Raw genomic sequence first — 17548 nt, 5'->3', positions numbered from 1 at the left:
GGGCACCGGCCCGCGTTCCCTGGACGGGACGCGGGCCGGTGCCGGAAGCGGTGCGAACCGGCGGCCGGATCGGGACCCGGCCCACGTCCCCCCGAGCGGGCGCGGGCCGGTGTCCGGACGGAGCCGGCCGGTGCCGGGGCGCGAACCGCGAGCGGACGCGGGTGCGAACCGGCGGCCGGATCAGGAACCGATCTTGTCGCCCTTCGCGTGCCAGGCGACCACGACGGACGGGCGGGGCTGGGAGGAGCCGCCGTCGGGCCAGTGGCTGGTGGGGGCCTCGGGGGTGGCGCCGGTGGTCTCACCGGGGTGCTGCACGGCCACGAAGACGCTGCGCTGGTCCGCGCTGACCAGCGGGCCGCAGGTCTCCGCGCCGACCGGCACGCTCAGGAACTGCTTCAGGTGACCACGCTCGGGACCGCGGACCGGCATGGCGAACAGGCCGTCGTGGGCGCCGAGCTGGCTGCCGTCGGTGGAGATCCAGAGGTTGCCCTCGGCGTCGAAGGCGAGGTTGTCCGGGCAGGAGATCGCCGAGACCTTGGTCTTGTCGAACCCGGCGAAGTAGGTCGCCGGGTCGTTCGGGTCGCCGCAGACCAGGATCAGGGACCAGGCGAAGGTCGTGGCCCCGGCGTCGTTGCGCCGCTCGACGATCTCCAGGACGTGGCCGTGCTTGTTGGCCGGGCGCGGGTTGGCCTCGTCCACCTGGGCCGGGGTCCGGTTGGTGTTGTTGGTCAGGGCCACGTAGACGGCGCCGGTGACGGGGTTGCGCTCCACGTCCTCGGGACGGTCCATCTTGGTCGCGCCGACCTTGTCGGCCGCCGTACGGGTGTAGACGAGCACCTCCGCGGCCGTCATCCCGGGAACGTGCGAGACCTTGCCGGTGACCAGCGGGATCCACTGGCCCGAGCCGTCGAACCGCCCGTCGGCGGGGAGCTTGCCGGTGCCGTCGATCTCGGTGGCCGGGCTGTCGCCGGTGAACTTCGCCACGTACAGCGTGCCGTCGTCCAGCAGGGTCCGGTTGTGCCGGTCGAAGCCCCGGATGTAGCGCTCCCGGGAGACGAACTTGTAGACGTACTCGGACCGGGAGTCGTCGCCCATGTAGGCCACCACCCGGCCGTCGGCGGCCAGGGAGGTGGTGGCGCCCTCGTGGGCCAGCCTGCCCAGGGCGGTGCGCTTGATCGGGGTGGAGTCGGGGTCGAACGGGTCGATCTCCACGATCCAGCCGGTGCGGTTGACCTCGTTCGGGTGCTTGGCCAGGTCGAAACGCTCGTCGACCCTGTCGAACCGGCGGTTGCCGCTCGGGATGCCCGTGGTGGTGTTCACCGCGTACCGGGTGAGGTACGGCTTCTGCGCCTCGGGCACGCCGTTGCCGTTGACGAAGTACTGGTTGAAGTTCTCCTCGCCGCTGAGCACCGTGCCCCACGGCGTGGTGCCGCCCGCGCAGTTGTTCAGCATGCCGATCGGCGTGGTGCCCCTGGGGTCGGCGGCGGTCTTCAGCAGGTCGCTGCCGGCCGCCGGGCCGGTGAACTTCATGGGGGTGTGAACCGTGATGCGGCGGTTGTAGCGGCGGGAGCCCCGGGTGACCAGCTTCCACTGGCCGGACCCTCCCACCCGCTCGATCTCGACCACCGAGCCGCCGTGCGCGGCCAGCGCGATCCTGATCTGCTCCTCCGTCGCGGAGGTGCCGTCCGTGTAACCGCGGAACATCAGGTTCTCGTCGGTGTACTCGTGGTTGACCCAGAGCAGGCCCCGGTGCTGCCCCAGCGGGAAGAGGGTGACGTAGTCGCAGTTGTAGCCGAACTGCTTGGCCTGCGCGGCGGCCGTCTGGTTCTCGAAGTCGAACGCGGGGGCGCCGGGCAGCACCGGGTCGCCCCAGCGCACCACGGCCGCCGACAGGTAGCCCGAGGGAACCGTCACCTTGTCGTCGGTGTTCGGCGCGATGGCGGTGAAGCGGAGGCCGCTCTTCTGGCCGGGCCCGTGGCCGTTCCCGTGACCGTGGCCCCCGCCGAAGGTGTTCGCGTCCACGTCCGGGTCGGCGAGGGCGGGGAGCGCCGTACCGATCCCGACTCCGGCGACGATGGCGCCCAGGGCACCGGCCCGCAGCATGCCGCGACGGGTCATCGCCTCGGCGACCACGTCACCGAAGTAGCTGTTGTCGCTGGTGTTCGTCACATCGTGGGCGCACTGGTCACCGCAGCGGAACCGGCAGGTGAGCGCGCTGCGTCCACCCTTGTGCGGGCTCGTGAGCAGGGGGAGCAGTCGGCGCGGCGACATGTTCGCCACAGGGTCCTCCAAAAAGGGGCGAGGTCTTCCGGCCCGGAGGCTACGCGGGCCGGCCGAACCCCAGGTGAACGACGTCGACCGGGACGATGAACCGTTCGCCGGAACGAGCCGCCCGGGGCGCCGTCCCAGGGTGCTGTCCCGGGACGCGGCCCCGGCGGGCATCATGGATCACGTGCCACCTCACAAACCCGACGCGGCCAGGGTCCGCGCCGCCCTCGACACCCAGCTGAGCGCTCTCGACGAGCCGCCCTACGACGGACCCGGAGGGCTCGCGGCGCTGCTGGGCGCCTGCGTGAGCGTGGTGACGCGAGCCTTCGAGCGGGAGATCCGCCCGGAGCGGGAGATCACCCGCTTCGCCGTACGGCACCTGCTGGACGAGCTGGCGACGGCCGCGCCGGGCAGGACCGTCGAGGTCCGGGTCCCGCCCTACGCGGCGGTGCAGTGCGTCGAGGGTCCCCGCCACACCCGGGGCACCCCGCCCAACGTGGTGGAGACCGACGCGCGCACCTGGCTGGCACTCGCCACCGGCGCTCTGACCTGGTCCGAGGCGATGGCCGCCGGAAAGATCGCGGCGAGCGGGGCCCGCGCCGACCTGTCCGGCCACCTCCCTCTCCGGTAGCCGCCCCAGGCGGGCCGTGACCCCGTCGACCCCCGTCCGCCGTTACGGGGCGGCCGGCACCTGGACGCCGAACCTGTCCTCGATGCAGCGCCGCTGCAGCTCCGGCGGCAGGTTGACGCAGTCGCCGACCTTGCTGTAGAGCCAGCTCATGAACACCGCGGCGATCACCAGGGTGAGGAGGCTCAGCGCGATCCCCACCCAGGCCCGGCCCGGCCTGGACTTCTTGACGAGCGCGACGATGCCGACGATCAGGCCGACGATCGCCACCAGCACGCCGAGGCCGCAGATGACGAGCGACACGATCGCGACGATCCCGAGCACGAGCGCGGCGGTGCCCAGCCCGCCGCCGGACTTGCGGCCCTCGTCCTGGTACGCCGGGTAGGGCGGGGCGTACGGATAGCCGGGCGCGCCCGGCGGGGCCGGGTACGGCGTCCCGCCCTGGAGCGGCTGGGAGGGACCGGCCGCGGGTGACGGCTGCGCGCCGGGACCGCCGTAGGGCTGCCCGGCCTGCTGCGCCTCCCCGTACGTGGGCTGCTCCCCGTAGCCCTGCCGGCCCGTTTGCCGTGGATGGCCCGGCTGGGGCGCTCCCGAGGCGCCGGGAACGGGCGGCCGGTCCGCCTGGAAGCCACCGGCGGGCTCGACGGGCTCGGCGGGCCGCTGCGGAGCCGCCGGTTCCCCGGAAGACTCCGGTTGCTCGTAGCGCGAGGGCGGGGTGGGGGCGGCCGATGTCCCGGGGTGGTCCGTCCTCCCGGGCCGGTCGGACTCGCCGGAGGTCTCCGAGGCGCTCTCCCAGCCGGGGTAGGCGGACGGCGTGGTGCCCGGCACCGTGTAGGGCTGCCCCTCGGGAGCCGCCCCCTCACGAGTCCCCTCGGACGCCCCCTCACGGGTGCCCCCGGGCGCGCCCTCCCGCGCTCCCTCGGATGTCCCCTCGGACGGGTCGCCCGTCGATTCCCGGGCCCGTCCCCCGGACTCCGGCGCCTCGTACCCCGAAGACCCGGAGGCTTCCGAGGCCCAGGAGGGTCCGGGGGTCCCGGACTGCCCCAGGTACCCCGGCGCGGCGTACGGGCCGCCCGCCTGGTCCGGCGGCGGCACCTCGGGCGCGGACGGCGTGTCCGGATGCGGCGGAATCCGCGGTTCGGCGGGAACCGCGGACGGCGGCCAGGTCGGGGCCTCGCCGGGATCGGGCACGGGCGCCTCGGGATCCGGCTCCTCCCACGGCTCCGGGGTCGGCGGCGTCGGGGGCGTCTGCGTCCCCGACCCCCACACGGAACCCTCGCCGGGCTCGCGGCCCTGCGGCTCGGCCCGGCCGGGGATCTCCGTCCACCCGGTCGGCTCGGCCCGGCCGGAAGGCTCGGCGGAACCGGCCTGGCCAGGAGACTCGGCGGAACCTGAGGGATCGGCCCACCCTGCGGACTCGCCCGCCGGGGCGGGGGGTTGCCGCCACGTGGGCGGCTCGTTCGAGGGAGGGACGGGCCAGGCGGTCGTCTCCGGGACGGCGGGCTCCTGCTCGCCGGGGACGGCCGCCTCCTCGGAGGTGTCCTGTGGCTCCTCCGAGCCGGACCCTTCCTGTCCCTCCTGCTCTGGGCGCCTGTCCCGCGGCACTCGCCGTGGGTCGGGCTGGTTCGGGTCCACAGGTGTTGTCACGTCTCTTCTCCCGACGCTCGGGCATGCCGGATATCTCACACTCCCCTGTCAGCCACCGGCGAAACAGGCTGACACGGCAAAACACCGATGATCGTTCGGTCAGGGTGCTACATGCCGCGGAACGGACCCTGGGTGCGAGCAGGGAAGAAGCCGACCTAGAATGAAGCATGTGCTGAAGGGCGACGGCCATCTGAGCCATGACCTTGATCCTCACGACCGGCCTCCGAAGGACGCATGTGGCGTCTTCGGGGTGTGGGCCCCTGGGGAGGAAGTCTCCAAACTCACCTACTACGGGCTGTACGCGTTGCAGCACCGCGGCCAGGAGTCCGCGGGCATCGCGGTCAGCGAGGGCAGCAGGATCCTCGTCTACAAGGACATGGGCCTGGTGGCCCAGGTCTTCGACGAGTCCGTGCTCGGGACCCTCCGCGGCCACCTGGCGATCGGCCACTGCCGCTACTCGACCACCGGGTCCAGCGTCTGGGAGAACGCGCAGCCGACGCTGAGCTCCACGGAGTCCGGCGGGCTCGCGCTCGCCCACAACGGCAACCTGATCAACACCCCGGAGCTGGCCAGGCGCCTGGCTCCCGGGTCCACCAGGGCGACCACCGACACCGAGGTGCTGACGACGCTGCTGGCCCAGGACCGCAGCCAGCCCATCGACGACGCGGCGGCCGAGCTGCTTCCGCAGGTCAGGGGCGCCTACTCGCTCGTCTTCATGGACGAGAAGACCCTTTACGCGGCCCGTGACCCGCAGGGCGTCCGCCCGCTGGTCCTGGGGCGCCTGGAGCGCGGCTGGGTGGTCGCCTCGGAGACCGCGGCGCTGGACATCGTGGGCGCCACGTTCGTCCGCGAGATCGAGCCCGGCGAGCTGATCACCATCGACGAGCGCGGCGTGCGCTCGCGCAGGTTCGCGCTCGCCGAGCCCAAGGGCTGCCTGTTCGAGTACGTCTACCTGGCCCGCCCGGACACCACGATCGCCGGGCGCGGTGTGCAGACCACGCGCGTCGAGGTCGGCCGCGTGCTGGCCCGCGAGCACCCGGTAGAGGCCGACCTGGTCATCCCGACCCCGGAGTCGGGCACCCCCGCCGCCGTCGGCTACGCCGAGGAGAGCGGGATCCCCTACGGTCAAGGTCTGGTCAAGAATTCCTACGTGGGCCGGACCTTCATCCAGCCGTCCCAGACGATCCGCCAGCTGGGCATCCGGCTGAAGCTCAACCCGCTGAAAGAGGTCGTCGCGGGCAAGCGCCTGGTGGTCGTGGACGACTCGATCGTGCGGGGCAACACGCAGCGGGCGATCGTCAAGATGCTGCGCGAGGCGGGCGCCACGGAGGTGCACGTCCGGATCTCCTCCCCGCCGGTCAGCTGGCCGTGCTTCTACGGCATCGACTTCGCCACCCGGGCCGAGCTGATCGCCGGTTCGCTGAGCGTGGAGGAGATCCGCGCCTCGCTCGGCGCCGACTCGCTCGGATACATCTCGCTGGAGGGCCTGACCGCGGCCACCACGATCCCCGCCGACCGGCTCTGCCGTGCCTGCTTCGACGGCGAGTACCCGATCCCGATCGACCAGGACAACGTGGGCAAGTACGTGCTGGAGGCCAAGCGTTGAGCGGGCCGGGCGCGCAGAGAGAGGCTTCATGACCAGCTACGCGGCCGCCGGAGTGGACATCGACGCGGGCGAGCGCGCCGTCGAGCTGATGAAGTCGAAGGTCGCGCGGGCGCGCAGGCCCGAGGTCGTGGACGACGCCAGCGGTTTCGCCGGCCTCTTCGACGCCTCGGCCCTGCTGTCGTACCGGCGGCCGCTGCTCACCACGTCGACCGACGGCGTGGGCACCAAGGTCATGCTGGCCCAGCGGCTCGGCAAGCACGACACGATCGGGATCGACCTGGTCGGCATGGTCGTCGACGACCTGGTCGTCTGCGGCGCCGAACCGCTGTTCATGACCGACTACATCGCCTGCGGCAAGGTGGTCCCCGAGCGGATCGCGGAGATCGTGGGCGGTGTCGCCGAGGGCTGCCGCCTGGCAGGCTGCGCTCTCGTCGGCGGGGAGACCGCCGAGCACCCCGGGGCCATGGAGGCCGGCGAGTACGACCTCGCGGGCGCCGCCACCGGGGTGGTGGAGGCCGACAGGATGCTCGGCCGCGACAGGGTCCGCGCGGGCGACGTGGTCCTCGCGCTGGCCTCCTCGGGCGTGCACTCCAACGGTTACTCGCTGGTCAGGCACATCATCGACCGGGCCGGGCTGTCCCTGGAGGCCGAGCTGCCCGAGCTGGGGCGGACGCTGGGCGAGGAGCTGCTGGAGCCGACCAGGATCTACTCCCTCGACTGCCTGGAGCTGGCCCGCGCGGTCGACGTCCACGCGTACGCCCACATCACGGGCGGCGGCTTGGCGGGCAACCTGTCCCGCTCGCTGCCTCCCGGCCTGGACGCGCTGCTCGACCGCTCGTCCTGGACCCCGCCCGCCGTCTTCGAGGTGCTCGCGGGGCACGGCGGGGTGGCTCAGGCCGACATGGACCGGACGTTCAACCTGGGTGTGGGCATGGCCGCGGTCGTCCCCGCCGAGGCCGTGGATCCGGCCCTGGCGCTGCTCGGGGAGCGCAACCTCCCCGCCTGGGTGCTCGGCGAGATCGTCGAGGGCTCGGGCCAGGCGCGTTTCCGCTGATCCGCCCGCCTTCCCGGCGAAGGCGACCCCGCGGCTCCCGTGTCCCTTCCCGGCCGGTGTCACCGGCCGGGAAGGGACGCGCCGGGTCCTGTCACCGGCCTGAGGATCTCGTCACCTGTCCGAGGAGCCGGCCGATCCGAGAGCCGGCCGATCCGAGAAGAGCCGGGAAGGGACGCGCCGGATCCCCGGCGGGTACGGCGAAAAGCGCTCCGGACCACCGGAGCGCCGCATATCGTCGACTCGTAGCGAGAAGAACACCCGGCGGCTTGTGCTCACCACCGGGTGTCCTGCTCACCGTCAACCTGAAATCCGCCTAGCGGCGGCCGGATGTCCCGTCGTCGCGGTCATCTCCGGAGCCGAAGTCATCGGCGTAATCGGCGTACCGATCCGCCAGCTCGTCGTAGGCGTCGTTGGAGTCGTCATTGTGGTTGGAGTCGTCTCTGACTCCGAGCTCGTCGCGCAGACGCTCAAGATCAGTGCCACCGCTGTTGTACTTCAGCTGGCGAGCAACCTTGACCTGCTTGGCCTTTGCTCGGCCGCGCCCCATTGGCTCGACCCCCTCGTGTGGGGTCGTGCCCGACCCCTCGTCGCTAACGCACCACGCACTGACGCCACCTGACTTAGGCGTCAGCTCTCGTTCGCCTACAACCGTACCCGTTTTACGCCCGGCTCGGTACGTCGTATGGGCGTGTGGGGCTAGTGGCCCAGCCAAATGCCCCTAATTCGCCCGACTTCCGACATTCTGCGCTCAGCCAGCCTATCGGCTGCGACGGCCGGAGGGACGCCATCCTCCGCCGCGCTAGAGAAGATCTTGAGAGTCGTGTCGTAGATCTGGGTGGCCTTTGCCTGGGCCCGCTCCATGTTGAATCCCCTGATCTCGTCCGCGACCTGGATGACGCCGCCGGAATTGACCACGTAGTCGGGCGCGTAGAGGATCCCGCGGTCGGCGAGCTGCTTCTCCACGCCCGGGTGGGCCAGCTGGTTGTTGGCCCCGCCGCAGACGATCGCGGCGCGCAGGCGGGCCACCGTCTCGTCGTCCAGCGCCCCGCCGAGGGCGCACGGCGCGTAGACGTCGACGTCGGCGGCGGTGAGCTCCAGCCGGTCGGCGACGACCTCGACCTGGGGGTGGACCCGCCGCAGCCGTTCCACGGCCCGCTCGCTCACGTCGCAGACCACGACCTCCGCGCCGTCCTCGATCAGATGACCGACCAGGCGGTGGCCGACCTTGCCCACACCCTCGACGCCGACGCGCCTGCCGCGCAGTGTCGGCGTCCCGTACGTGTGCTCGGCGGCGGCGCGCATGCCCTGGAACACGCCGAGGGCGGTCAGGATCGACGAGTCGCCGGCCCCGCCGTTGGCCAGCGTGCGGCCGGTCACGTAGGAGCACTCGCGGGCCACGATGTCCATGTCCTCGCTGTAGGTGCCCACGTCGCACGCCGTGTAGTAGCGGCCCCCGAGCGACTGGACGAACCGGCCGTAGGCGCGCAGCAGCGCCTCGCTCTTGTCCGTCGCCGGGTCGCCGATGATGACGGCCTTGCCGCCGCCGAGGTCGAGCCCCGCCAGGGCGTTCTTGTAGGCCATCGCCCGCGAGAGGTTGAGCACGTCGGCCAGCGCGGCCTGCTCGCTCTCGTAGGGATAGAACCTGGTACCGCCCAGGCCGGGGCCCAGGGCGGTGTTGTGGATGGCGATGATCGCGTGGAGGCCGCTGCGCTCGTCGGAGCAGAAGACGACCTGCTCGTGCCTCGCCTGGCCGCCGGTTACCGGGCCCGTGTCCTTGTGGGACAGCCCGAAGACGTCGGTCACTGTGGTGACTCCCAGTCGTTCGTTACCGCCGCACCGTCGCGGCGGAGATCACCCTCAGCGTAACCACATGTCCGTAAAGGCACGACGTGCGCGAACGTCCCATCTCAATGGCCGAGACGGCCACCGCGGAAGCCGGTCCGCTACGGACAACGGCCGGTCCTTCGTGACACGATGCGGTCGTGCTGCCCTATGCCGCGTACCTCCGCGTCTACGAACCGCTGGTCGCGTTCGCCCCGGCGGAGCGCGTCTCGTGGGCCGCCTACGCCGAGGCGGCCGACCGACCGCGCCGAGCGGGCGCCCTCCACGCCGAACACGGCGAGGCGATGCGACGCCTTCTGGGGGTGCCACCGGCTCCGGCACCCGCCCAGGAGAGCCCCAACGCCTATCTGAGGCGCGTGGAGGAGGTCCTGTACGTCTGCCCGTGGCAGAGCAGGTTGAGGTCCTGGCTCGCCTTCTCACGCTTTCGCGGGACGACCCCGCCCAAGTTGATGGAGCGTTTCGTGCCACCCGCCGTCGCGGAGCAGACGGCCGACGACTTCGACCGGTTCAAGCGCCGCACCGACTCCGCCGCGCTGCGCACGCACATCCGCGGCTCCACCTGGCACGTTCCGACCTCGTGGTTCGTCCCCTTCGACGGCAACGAGCGCTGGCTGGTCATCGACGGCGGCGAGGGCAAGGGGGGCACGACCACCACGCGCAACCTGATCTACGTCACGTCCATGGCCCACGCCAGGCGCCGCAGCGCCCGCGCCCTGCAGATCATCAGGAGGCAGGTGGGCGAGGTCTCGGTCACCGCCGAGGTCGAGGACGTGGCGCGCTGGCTGGAGGAGTTCCACCCGCATTCGCTGGTCGAGCTCGACTACGGCGGCATCGTCAACCTCATGGACGACGAGACGCTCCAGGCCGACGAATCCGTGGCGGAGCTCGCGGCGGCGCTGACAGGTCTGGAAAAAGGCGAGGAAGAACTGGCGTTCGCCATGTACCAGCGCGTCATCCTCCGCTGGCGATCAATACAACTTCTCGAATCGGCAAACTGAGTCGCAAATCATCCCTTCGACCTGCGTAAGTAGGTCCGTCGATGACCGGGGATGCACCTACGAACTGAGTAGTTTGCCGTTTTCACTGCGATACCACGAAACGTGTCGCTAGAATCACCGAGCGTGACAACAACACGTGCACAAGAGAGATGAGTCGCTCAAAGACTCGCCAATCGCTCTACGTGGCTGTATGGTCACATCGGGTGATGCCGCATATGGCCCAAACAGCCGCACGCAAGGGCCATAGGCGGACATCCGTGACAAGCGTCAAGTCGCAGGATCGCTGTCGCCGGTCCACATGGAGGAGAGGCCGCACAAATGTCAGCTCGTACACCCGAGGCAGAGCCGCTGCTCACCCCGGCGGAGGTCGCAACCATGTTCCGCGTCGATCCCAAGACCGTGACCCGGTGGGCGAAGGCGGGCAAGTTGACGTCCATCCGCACCCTGGGTGGACACCGCCGGTACCGGGAGACTGAGGTTCGCGCGCTGCTCGCGGGGATTCCGCAGCAGCGCTCAGAGTAAGACGGGGGCCGTCACTGACCTAGGGGGATTGGTGCGCGCTCACCCTTTGAGCGTGTAGGCCACACGGGTTTGTGGGGAGCGGCGTCGCCCGCCCGGCGCCGCCCCAGCACGCACCCCGCCCTCCGGCACGTGCTCCGAACGACCGAGCGCGTGCTCCCGAAGGGCTCAGCAGTAACTTGTAGTAACTTGCAGTAACTTCCAGGGGTTTCTCTCAGCCGTCCGCCCCGGGCCTCTCCCGGTCCGCAGGACGGCTCGCCCCACCTCTGACCAGGTTGTCCAGCAACTCGCCGACCTGCGAGTCGTGCTCGGCCGCCACGCCGAGCAGCGCCACCATCTGGCCGATCAGCATGCGCTCCAGCACCGGCCGCTCGATGTCGCGGCGCTCCAGCCAGTCGAGGCCCGCGGTCTCGACGGAGGCGATCCACGAACGCAGCGTGACGCGGAGCACGGGGCCCGGCTCCTCGACCCGCATCTGCTTCATGATCAGCTTGAGCAGCCGGTGCCTGACCGCGTCGACGACCTCCCCGATCTCGCCGCTGCTGTTGGCGGGGCCGCCCTTGAGCAGCGCGGCGAAGCCCGTCGCGTGTTCCTCGACGAAGTCGAAGTAGCGGGTGAGGCCTCCGGTCAGCTCGTCCAGCGGGTGTCCGCCCTGAGGTCTGAGCCTCGCCTCCAGCTGGGCCGCGGCGCTCTTCAGCGCGGCGACGTAGAGCTCCTGCTTGCCGCCGAAGTAGTGGTAGACCAGGGCCCGCGACGCGCCGGCCGCGGAGGCCACGTCGTCGATCGACACGTATTCGGCGTCACGTCTGCTGAACAGCTCCAGGGCCGCCGCCATGAGCTCCTCGCGGCGCCGGTCGACGGTGAGCCTGCGCCGCGCCGGTCGCGCGCCGCCCGCCGCGGGTTTCGCCCGTTCGGCGGCTCCGGATGTCGACCCCACATCGCGAAGCCTATCGGAGCCGATCCGCCCGGCGCCGGGGTCAAGATCGGAGTTCCCTTCCGCGCAAGCCGTACCCCATTCGGAACTCGATCGTTTTGAGTGACAGGTGCCCATCCACCATCGCGGGGGAGAGCCATGTCAGGACCGCCGGTCAACACCACCGTCACCCGAGCCCGCGGGTTCGCCGAACCCGTTCTGTCCGAGGGGGGCGGCGGGCCACGCCCGAGACCCACGATCCGCAACGTGGCCGAACGAGCCGGTGTCTCCAAATCACTGGTCTCGCTCGTCCTGCGCGGATCGCCCCACGTCAGCGAGCATCGCAGGCAGGCCGTACTCCAGGCGGCCAGAGACCTCGGCTACCGGCCCAACGCTGTCGCGCGCAGCCTGGTCGAGGGCCGCACCCACCTGGTCGGGGCGCTCGTCGCCGACCTGCACAACCCGTTCTACGCGGAGTTTCTGGACGGCCTGCAGGAGAGCCTGCACGGCGACGGGCTGAGACTCCTCATCGGCAACAGCCAGTGGGACCCCGCCTTCGAGGACGAGGCGGTCGAGGCGTTCCTCGAACTGCGCGTGGACGGGCTCGTCCTGCTCGGCATCGCGCCCACCAGCGGGACGCTCATCGAGGCCACCGGCTACACGCCGACCGTGGTGGTGGGCGAGCGCGACATCGACCTCGGCGGCGTGGACATCGTCGTCGACGATGACCAGCTCGGCGCCCGCCTCGCCGTCGACCACCTCGTGGAGCTCGGTCACCGCAGGATCGCCCACATCGAGGCCTCGGGCATCTCCTCCGGGCGTTTCCGGTGCGAGGGCTACCTGGTCGCGATGCGCAGGCACTCCCTGGCGCCGTACATCATGGTCGAGGAGGGCGAGTCCAGCGAGGAGGGCGGCGCGAGGGCGGCGCACAGCCTGCTCACGCGTGACCCCCGGCCCACAGCGATCTTCGCCGCCAACGACCTGGTGGCCATGGGCGTGCTGTCGGCGGCCGCCGAGCTGGGCCTGCGGGTGCCCGAGGACCTGTCCGTGGTCGGGTACGACAACATCCACCGCGCCGGGACCCAGCCGATCTCGCTGACCACCGTGGACCAGCCGCGCCGCGCCATGGGCCGCTCCGCCGCCGCGCTGCTGAACGACCGGATCGGCGACCCCGGCAAGACCTCGCGCCTGCGCCAGGTCGCGCCGCAGCTGGTCGTACGGAACAGCACGAGTTCCGCCGAACGTTAAAGAGCCTGCCTGGAGCGTTACAGCACGCCCGGGCAGGCTCCATGACCTCCCCAAAACCGGGTCAACATCGTGAACGGCGGCGCGCCGCCGGTGTTGACTCTGGCCGAGACGAGGGGGGTAACAATGCGTGATCCGGAACTGGTGTCATGCGCCCAGCGGGCCGCCGCCGAACTCGAGCGGGCGTGGGCGCACTGGCGGGCCGCCCGGGGCCGCAACGGCGACGCCGGGGCTGAGTCCGTGGCCAGCTACGTGGCCCATTCGATCGACCATCCCTGGGGACGGCCTCGCGTGGTCCTCGGGCTGGACGCCGAGGACGCCAGGGAGCTCGCCGCGCTTCTGCAGAAGCTCGAGGTCGGCGAGCACGCCTGGTGACGGGCCCGCACCGCCTTCCGTCTTCCGCGACGGAAAAGCACCTCTGACGGGAAGGCACCTCTGACGGGGAAGGTACCTCTGGCGGGGAAGGCACCTCCACCTCTGGCGGGGAAGGCACCTCACGCCTTGTGACGGGCGGGCACATATCGCGACAACGGCCGTGTCACGCCCTCAGGCCACGTAAGTTGGGTGGTCGACGACTTCCTTGGGGGCGATGAGCGTGACCGGTAAAGCACTCGCGGCGACCCTTGTCCTGTGCGGGCTCGGCGTCGCCGCCTGCGGCGGAACCGCCGCGGGCGCGGACCTCGCGCGTGAGCGCGGGCCCGTCCCTCCCGCGGCCGGAACGGCCGCGGCCCCGGCGGCCGACGGCGCCGCCGAGACCCTGACCGGCCCGGCGGCCGGCGCGGCGGGCGATCCCACCGCGACTTCCGCCGCCGGACGTGGCGGCGAGAGTCGCGAGCCGCTCAGCGGCAAGATCGTGGTCATCGACCCCGGCCACAACGGGCAGAACTACCGCCACCCCGCGGAGATCAACAAGAAGGTCAACGTCCTGACCCAGTGGAAGGCCTGCGACACCACCGGCACCGCCACCGACAACGGCTACAGCGAGGCGGCCTTCACCTGGGACGTCTCGCAGCGCCTGGCCAAGATCCTCAAAAGCCGCGGCGCGACGGTGAAGCTGACCCGCGACAGCAACTCCGGCGTCGGGCCGTGCATCACCCAGCGGGCCGCGATCGGCAACAGGGCGAAGGCGGACGCGGCGATCTCGGTCCACGCCGACGGGGCGGACGCCGCCGACCACGGCTTCCACGTGATCATGCCGAAGAGGATCGGCGGCCCGGTCGACCCGGTGGTCAAAGCCTCCGGCAAGCTCGGCCTGGACGTGCGGAACGCCTTCAGGCGCGGCACCGGCCTGTCGTACTCCACCTACATCGGCAAGAACGCCCTCGACTATCGCAACGACCTCGGCGGCCTGAACCTCTCCACGGTTCCCAAGATCTTCATCGAGTCCGGCAACATGAGGAACCCCGCCGAGGCGGCCAAGTTCCAGCAGCCGGCGTTCCGGCAGAAGATCGCGCTCTCCCTGGCCAACGGGCTGCAGCAGTACCTGGAGCGGTAAGCCCCTCGTCCCGGCCCGCGTCAGCGGCCCGGCGGGCCGTCCAGGCCCAGGGCCTCAAGGTTGTCGCGGGCCGGGTGGCGGCGCGCGGCCGGGCCCGCGGCGAAGGCGCGCAGGATGTTCCCCGTCGCCTTGCGGACGAAGGCCCCGGCCCGGTCCGTGACGCCGTGGCCGCAGCGGGCGCCCCGCATGGCGCACACCCAGCGCATCGTGCCCGAGCTGAACACCGCGGCACCGCTCGGCACGGTGTAGTAGGCGCTGTGCGCGACCGTGGCGCGGCCTCCGCAGTCCACCGGGGACACCGACAGGACCTCCATCGGGCGTGGCACGCCCGCGCCGACCCTGTCGGTCTCCACACCCACCATCCCGGGGAAGGTGGTGCCGCGCCGCACCCCGGTCCCCCTGAAGATCCAGTTGCCGGGACGCCTGACCACGTAGGCGGACTCGGAGGGGAAGCAGTCGTACATCGGGCCGGTCAGCGAGCTCTCCGGCCTGGCGGTGGCACGCCACAGGATCGTCCCGGGGTCCTCGGCGGCGTCCTTGTGACAGACGACCAGGCGGCGCGGGCCCAGGCGCGTCGCGGCGAGGCGGACCCGCCAGTAGACGGCGTTGGCGCCCAGGAAGGCGAGGTTGGTGCCGCGGTCCCGGGCGGCCTCGACGGTGCGGCGCATGCCCGGCGACCAGTACTCGTCGTGCCCCAGGGACACCAGGCCCCTCGCCCCGTCGAGAACGCGCGGATCGCCGTCCAGGTCCAGGCTCGTGACGTAGGCGAGCGGCAGGCCGCGACGCTCGGCGAGCTCGATGGCGTCGCGTTCCATGTCCAGGAAGAGCCGCGCTCCTGAGGCGTCGTACGGGCGGTCGAAGCTGACCGCCCGGGACCTGTCCCCGAAGCCGCCGGGTCCCTCGTAGAGGCTGCGGCCGCCCCAGCCGTTGTACGCCTGCCAGGTGGTGACCGCGTTGACGACGACCAGGCGTCCCCGGGTGGAGGCGGACCTGACGGTGAGGGGGACGTAGCGCCGTCCCCCGGTGGCGGCGTCCAGCCGGATCAGGTAGGAGCCCTCGGGCCAGCCCGAGGTGTCCACCTCGGGGCCGGGTTCCCAGTGGGCGGCGGTCACCGTCCCGGTGGCGGCGATCGTCCTGGGCGGCGCCTGCCTCGTGCCGGGCAGCCCGGCCGCCCGCCAGACCTGCCTGGCCCCCGCTCCGCCGTACCAGCCCATCCGGAAGGCCCTGGCGGTGTAGCGGCCGGCGGTGGTCGAGACGTACAGCCGGAAACGCTCTCCGGGCAGCACGCTCACCCGGTCAGCGAAGCCCTCGATCTCGTGCTCGGCGCCGCGCCGGCGCAGCCGCCAGCCGGGATCGCCCTCCCTGGCGTTCTCCGCCACGGTGGCGTCGCCGTCCCCCTCGGCGCTCCGCACCGCGGAGGAGGACTCCGACGGAGTGGGCGAGGGCGGGGTGGGGCGCTCGACGGCGGCGGAACACCCGGCGGCCAGCATGATCGCCGCCGGTATCGCCACCAGGGCCGCCAGCGGTGTGCGGGCCGGGTGCCTGGACGCTTGGAACATGAGCAGCAGCATGACCGCGCGGGGGTTCTCCCCCGGCTCTCCCGCGCGGTACTTGGGCGGTTCTTGGTTCCATGTCCGGGGTCGCCAGGGTAAAGGGCTTATTTCTCTGGCGGTTTGGCATGATTTAAGCCATGGACCTCCTGCCGCTTCCCTCCGCTTTCACTCCTGCCGGCGGTTTTCTCGGCCTTCCCCACGGGGTGGTCGTCTCCGGTCCCGCCGAATTGGTGGACGCCGTACGCCTCGCGCTCGCCGTGCTCGATCCGCGCCCCGGCGAGGCGGGGACGATCACGGTGGAGCCCGACGCCTCGCTCGGCGCCGAGTCGTACGTCCTGGACGTGACGGACGGGGGCGTGCGGATCGCGGCCGGAGACAGGGCCGGGGCCTTCTACGCGGGCCAGACGCTGCGGCAGCTGCTGCCGGCGGCGGCGTTCCGCGCGGTGGCCGGCGCCGGGGCGGGCTGGAGCGTTCCCCTCGGCCAGGTGCGGGACGCGCCCCGTTTCTCCTGGCGCGGGGTGCACCTGGACGTGGCGCGGCACTTCATGCCCAAGCGCGAGGTGTTCAGGATGGTCGACATCATGGCGGTCCACAAGCTGAACCGCCTCCACCTGCACCTGGTGGACGATCAGGGGTGGCGGGTCGAGAGCCGCCGGCACCCGCGGCTGCACGAGGTGGGCGCGCACCGCCCGCGTACGACCACCAGCTACTACCGGGAGGAACCGGCCTTCGACGACGTCCCGCACGGCGGCTACTACACGCTGGAGGACCTCGCCGAGATCGGCGCCTACGCGCGGGCCCGCGCCGTGACGGTCGTGCCCGAGATCGACGTACCGGGACACGCCTCGGCGATCCTCGCCGCCTACCCCGAGTTCGACGCCCGCGCCACCGGCGGCCGCCGGCCCGAGCCCTTCACCGTGCTGGATCGCTGGGGCATCTCCCCGGCGATCCTGTCCCCGCTGCCGGGGACGGTCGACTTCCTGACCGGCGTGATCGAGGAGATCACCGAGGCGCTGGGCGAGACCCCGTACGTCCACATCGGCGGGGACGAATGCGTGCTCGACGACTGGGCCGCCTCTCCCGAGATCGTCGCGTTCCAGGCGGAACTGGGGCTGGAGAGCGTGAGCGACCTGCACGCCTGGTTCCTGCGCCGGCTCGCGGACGAGCTGGCCGAGCGCGGCAGCAGGGCGGTGGTGTGGGACGAGGCGTTCGTCAGCGGCATGCTCAGGCCCGACACGATCGTGATGCCCTGGCGCGGGCCGGGGGTGGCCAGGCGCGCCGCCGCCGCCGGGCACGACGTGGTGCAGACCCCGGTCTTCCCGCTGTACTTCGACTACGCCGAGGCCTCCTCAGAGGAGGAGCCCGTAGCGATCGGCGACGCGATCACCGTCTCGGACGTCGCGGCCTACGTCCCGGCGCCGGAGTCGTGGACGGCCGGGGAGCGGGAGCGCGTGCTCGGCGCGCAGTTCCAGCTGTGGAGCGAGCGGCTGCCCGACGGGCGCGCGGTGGACTACCGCGCCTGGCCCCGGGGATGCGCGCTGGCCGAGGTCGCCTGGTCGGGCTCGGCCGGGAACGGGTTCGACGCCCGGCTGGAGGCGCACCTGGGCCGCCTCGACGCGCTCGGCGTCGAGTATCGGCCGCCGGCCGGCCCGCGTCCCTGGCAGCGGGGCGGAGCCGGTCACCGGCGCCACCGCCCGGGGGTCGTCAAGGTGGACGAGACCATGAGGCACCTGGAGAAGCTGACCCACGAGGCCGACTCGACCCGCCCCAGCATGTGACC

General features: G+C 71.8%; 15 protein-coding genes. 9 read left to right on the top strand and 6 right to left on the bottom strand.

Annotated features, from left to right (window positions below):
- Positions 1-180: 180 nt before the first annotated feature.
- Complete coding sequence (locus AB0F88_RS37830) at positions 181-2271, bottom strand: PhoX family phosphatase (protein WP_362695776.1); 2091 nt, start codon at positions 2269-2271, stop codon at positions 181-183.
- Positions 2272-2443: 172 nt separating this feature from the next.
- Between AB0F88_RS37830 and AB0F88_RS37825 the strand changes: the two genes are divergently transcribed.
- Positions 2444-2899 carry a sterol carrier family protein gene (locus AB0F88_RS37825; RefSeq protein ID WP_362695774.1) on the top strand — a complete coding sequence of 152 codons (456 nt, stop codon included), beginning with the start codon at positions 2444-2446 and terminating at the stop codon, positions 2897-2899.
- Positions 2900-2941: 42 nt separating this feature from the next.
- Here AB0F88_RS37825 and AB0F88_RS37820 read toward each other — a convergent pair whose 3' ends face one another.
- The gene (locus tag AB0F88_RS37820) at positions 2942-4543 is read right to left on the bottom strand and encodes a hypothetical protein (RefSeq protein WP_362695696.1); all 1602 of its coding nucleotides are present in this window, start codon (positions 4541-4543) and stop codon (positions 2942-2944) included.
- A 160-nt stretch (positions 4544-4703) separates the two neighbouring features.
- Here AB0F88_RS37820 and purF point away from each other — a divergent pair, with 160 nt between their 5' ends.
- Positions 4704-6149, top strand: coding sequence for an amidophosphoribosyltransferase (gene purF / locus AB0F88_RS37815; RefSeq protein WP_362695694.1), 1446 nt, complete (start codon positions 4704-4706; stop codon positions 6147-6149).
- Positions 6150-6177: 28 nt separating this feature from the next.
- Complete coding sequence (gene purM, locus AB0F88_RS37810; RefSeq protein ID WP_362695692.1) at positions 6178-7203, top strand: phosphoribosylformylglycinamidine cyclo-ligase; 1026 nt, start codon at positions 6178-6180, stop codon at positions 7201-7203.
- 313 nt (positions 7204-7516) lie between these two features.
- Here purM and AB0F88_RS37805 read toward each other — a convergent pair whose 3' ends face one another.
- Complete coding sequence (locus tag AB0F88_RS37805; protein WP_344747622.1) at positions 7517-7750, bottom strand: DUF3073 domain-containing protein; 234 nt, start codon at positions 7748-7750, stop codon at positions 7517-7519.
- 149 nt (positions 7751-7899) lie between these two features.
- Positions 7900-9006 (bottom strand): Glu/Leu/Phe/Val dehydrogenase dimerization domain-containing protein, encoded by a 1107-nt coding sequence (locus tag AB0F88_RS37800; RefSeq protein ID WP_362695690.1) that lies wholly within the window; start codon positions 9004-9006, stop codon positions 7900-7902.
- 179 nt (positions 9007-9185) lie between these two features.
- On the opposite strand from AB0F88_RS37800, the gene AB0F88_RS37795 reads away from it, so the two are divergent.
- Positions 9186-10043, top strand: a complete 858-nt coding sequence (locus tag AB0F88_RS37795; RefSeq protein ID WP_362695688.1) for a hypothetical protein — start codon at positions 9186-9188, stop codon at positions 10041-10043.
- A gap of 318 nt (positions 10044-10361) precedes the next feature.
- Positions 10362-10565, top strand: coding sequence for a developmental transcriptional regulator BldC (gene bldC, locus AB0F88_RS37790; RefSeq protein ID WP_013133571.1), 204 nt, complete (start codon positions 10362-10364; stop codon positions 10563-10565).
- Positions 10566-10776: 211 nt separating this feature from the next.
- Here the strand turns inward: bldC and AB0F88_RS37785 are convergent, their stop codons facing one another.
- On the bottom strand, positions 10777-11499 hold the full coding sequence (locus AB0F88_RS37785) for a TetR/AcrR family transcriptional regulator (RefSeq protein ID WP_362695686.1): 723 nt from the start codon (positions 11497-11499) through the stop codon (positions 10777-10779).
- A gap of 135 nt (positions 11500-11634) precedes the next feature.
- Here AB0F88_RS37785 and AB0F88_RS37780 point away from each other — a divergent pair, with 135 nt between their 5' ends.
- The 3 genes from AB0F88_RS37780 (at position 11635) to AB0F88_RS37770 (ending at position 14215) form a co-directional block, all read left to right on the top strand.
- Positions 11635-12723, top strand: a complete 1089-nt coding sequence (locus AB0F88_RS37780) for a LacI family DNA-binding transcriptional regulator (protein WP_362695684.1) — start codon at positions 11635-11637, stop codon at positions 12721-12723.
- Between the two features lie 123 nt (positions 12724-12846).
- Positions 12847-13095, top strand: coding sequence for a hypothetical protein (locus tag AB0F88_RS37775; protein ID WP_362695682.1), 249 nt, complete (start codon positions 12847-12849; stop codon positions 13093-13095).
- 214 nt (positions 13096-13309) lie between these two features.
- The gene (locus AB0F88_RS37770; protein WP_362695680.1) at positions 13310-14215 is read left to right on the top strand and encodes an N-acetylmuramoyl-L-alanine amidase; all 906 of its coding nucleotides are present in this window, start codon (positions 13310-13312) and stop codon (positions 14213-14215) included.
- Positions 14216-14235: 20 nt separating this feature from the next.
- On the opposite strand, the gene AB0F88_RS37765 is transcribed toward AB0F88_RS37770, so the two are convergent.
- Positions 14236-15774: a N,N-dimethylformamidase beta subunit family domain-containing protein gene (locus tag AB0F88_RS37765; protein ID WP_362695678.1), complete on the bottom strand. Its 1539-nt coding sequence runs from the start codon at positions 15772-15774 to the stop codon at positions 14236-14238.
- 131 nt (positions 15775-15905) lie between these two features.
- Here AB0F88_RS37765 and AB0F88_RS37760 point away from each other — a divergent pair, with 131 nt between their 5' ends.
- A complete protein-coding gene (locus AB0F88_RS37760) occupies positions 15906-17546 on the top strand; it encodes a beta-N-acetylhexosaminidase (RefSeq protein WP_362695676.1) in 1641 nt (546 codons plus the stop codon).
- Positions 17547-17548: the final 2 nt, after the last annotated feature.

Origin of the sequence: Streptosporangium sp. NPDC023963, assembly GCF_040639135.1 — a bacterium.
GTDB lineage: Bacteria > Actinomycetota > Actinomycetes > Streptosporangiales > Streptosporangiaceae > Streptosporangium.
Note: the sequence above shows the minus strand (reverse complement) of the source record. Positions and strands in the feature narration are given on the sequence as shown.